The organism is Niallia sp. Kr1, assembly GCF_050389805.1.
Classification (GTDB): Bacteria; Bacillota; Bacilli; order Bacillales; family Cytobacillaceae; genus Bacillus_BD.
Genome location: NZ_CP130945.1, coordinates 102501 through 105000, shown reverse-complemented (window position 1 = coordinate 105000; position 2500 = coordinate 102501). Strand labels below are relative to the sequence as shown.

Annotated in this window: 6 tRNA genes and 2 rRNA genes (1 of these 8 running past the window's edge); all 8 read right to left on the bottom strand. The window is 51.7% G+C overall.

Features of this window, described 5'->3' with window-relative positions:
- Nucleotides 1-10: 10 nt before the first annotated feature.
- Nucleotides 11-99: transfer RNA gene (locus tag Q5760_RS00485), tRNA-Leu, on the bottom strand.
- A 10-nt stretch (nucleotides 100-109) separates the two neighbouring features.
- Nucleotides 110-181: transfer RNA gene (locus Q5760_RS00480), tRNA-Gly, on the bottom strand.
- A gap of 133 nt (nucleotides 182-314) precedes the next feature.
- Nucleotides 315-399 (bottom strand) — tRNA-Leu (locus Q5760_RS00475).
- A gap of 4 nt (nucleotides 400-403) precedes the next feature.
- A tRNA-Lys gene (locus Q5760_RS00470) sits at nucleotides 404-479 on the bottom strand.
- Nucleotides 480-545: 66 nt separating this feature from the next.
- Nucleotides 546-621 (bottom strand) — tRNA-Thr (locus Q5760_RS00465).
- 6 nt (nucleotides 622-627) lie between these two features.
- Nucleotides 628-703, bottom strand: a tRNA-Val gene (locus Q5760_RS00460).
- 11 nt (nucleotides 704-714) lie between these two features.
- Nucleotides 715-830: ribosomal RNA gene (gene rrf / locus Q5760_RS00455) — 5S ribosomal RNA — on the bottom strand.
- A gap of 73 nt (nucleotides 831-903) precedes the next feature.
- Nucleotides 904-2500: ribosomal RNA gene (locus tag Q5760_RS00450) — 23S ribosomal RNA — on the bottom strand (it continues 1339 nt past the right edge of the window).

Sequence of the window (2500 nt, the reverse complement as noted above, 5' to 3'; positions counted from 1 at the left end):
TTAAATTAGATGGTGCCGAGGACCGGAATCGAACCGGTACGGTAGTCACCTACCGCAGGATTTTAAGTCCTGTGCGTCTGCCAGTTCCGCCACCCCGGCATTGTTCAAGAGCGGAAGACGGGATTCGAACCCGCGACCCCCACCTTGGCAAGGTGGTGTTCTACCACTGAACTACTTCCGCATATAAAAATTAAAAAGTATTTCTGAATATATTATGTGGTCCTGTGCTCTAAAAACCTACGGTTTTTATCGCAGATTGAGACTCTTCGAGTCAGTCAATCTTCTACCACTGAACTACTTCCGCATATTATAACTGGTGCGGGTGAAGGGAGTCGAACCCCCACGCCTTGCGGCGCTAGATCCTAAGTCTAGTGCGTCTGCCAATTCCGCCACACCCGCAAAATGGTGAGCCATGCAGGATTCGAACCTGCGACCCTCTGATTAAAAGTCAGATGCTCTACCAACTGAGCTAATGGCTCAATATAACTTGTACTAAGACAACTGCTTTATACTGAGTTAACATTGTACTTTTGTATGATGAATCCTGGTGCCGGCCAGAGGACTCGAACCCCCAACCTACTGATTACAAGTCAGTTGCTCTACCAATTGAGCTAGGCCGGCATTATATGGTGGAGGATGACGGGCTCGAACCGCCGACCCTCTGCTTGTAAGGCAGATGCTCTCCCAGCTGAGCTAATCCTCCATAATATAACAGCTTGGCGACGTCCTACTCTCACAGGGGTAAAACCCCAACTACCATCGGCGCTGAGAAGCTTAACTTCCGTGTTCGGGATGGGAACGGGTGTGACCTTCTCGCCATTGTCACCAAACTATATAGATGAGAGATTGTTCTCTCAAAACTAGATAATGCTGAAGAAAGAAATATTGAGTAATGCCTTGTTTTTGGTTAAGTCCTCGACCGATTAGTATTTGTCAGCTCCACATGTCACCATGCTTCCACCTCAAACCTATCAACCTGATCATCTTTCAGGGGTCTTACTAGTTTAACACTATGGGAAATCTCATCTTGAGGGGGGCTTCATGCTTAGATGCTTTCAGCACTTATCCCTTCCGCACATAGCTACCCAGCGATGCTCTTGGCAGAACAACTGGTACACCAGCGGTGCGTCCATCCCGGTCCTCTCGTACTAAGGACAGCTCCTCTCAAATTTCCTACGCCCACGACGGATAGGGACCGAACTGTCTCACGACGTTCTGAACCCAGCTCGCGTACCGCTTTAATGGGCGAACAGCCCAACCCTTGGGACCGACTACAGCCCCAGGATGCGATGAGCCGACATCGAGGTGCCAAACCTCCCCGTCGATGTGGACTCTTGGGGGAGATAAGCCTGTTATCCCCGGGGTAGCTTTTATCCGTTGAGCGATGGCCCTTCCATGCGGAACCACCGGATCACTAAGCCCGACTTTCGTCCCTGCTCGACTTGTAGGTCTCGCAGTCAAGCTCCCTTGTGCCTTTACACTCTACGAATGATTTCCAACCATTCTGAGGGAACCTTTGGGCGCCTCCGTTACTCTTTAGGAGGCGACCGCCCCAGTCAAACTGCCCACCTGACACTGTCTCCCAGCCCGATAAGGGCTGCGGGTTAGAATGTCAATACAGCCAGGGTAGTATCCCACCGATGCCTCCACCGAAGCTGGCGCTCCGGCTTCCAAGGCTCCTACCTATCCTGTACAAGCTGTACCAAAATTCAATATCAGGCTACAGTAAAGCTCCACGGGGTCTTTCCGTCCTGTCGCGGGTAACCTGCATCTTCACAGGTACTATAATTTCACCGAGTCTCTCGTTGAGACAGTGCCCAGATCGTTACGCCTTTCGTGCGGGTCGGAACTTACCCGACAAGGAATTTCGCTACCTTAGGACCGTTATAGTTACGGCCGCCGTTTACTGGGGCTTCAATTCAAAGCTTCGCCTTGCGGCTAACCTCTCCTCTTAACCTTCCAGCACCGGGCAGGCGTCAGCCCCTATACTTCGCCTTGCGGCTTCGCAGAGACCTGTGTTTTTGCTAAACAGTCGCCTGGGCCTATTCACTGCGGCTTCTCAGGGCTTTAACACCCTAAAAAGCACCCCTTCTCCCGAAGTTACGGGGTCATTTTGCCGAGTTCCTTAACGAGAGTTCTCTCGCTCACCTTAGGATTCTCTCCTTGACTACCTGTGTCGGTTTGCGGTACGGGCACCTAATCCTCGCTAGAGGCTTTTCTTGGCAGTGTGGAATCAGGAACTTCGGTACTCTATTTCCCTCGCCATCACAGCTCAGCCTTCACGCAGGTGGGATTTTCCTCACCTGCAGCCTAACTGCTTGGACGCGCATATCCAACAGCGCGCTTACCCTATCCTCCTGCGTCCCCCCATCACTCAAACGGATTTTGGTGGTACAGGAATATCAACCTGTTGTCCATCGCCTACGCTTTTCAGCCTCGGCTTAGGTCCCGACTAACCCTGAGCGGACGAGCCTTCCTCAGGAAACCTTAGTCAATCGGT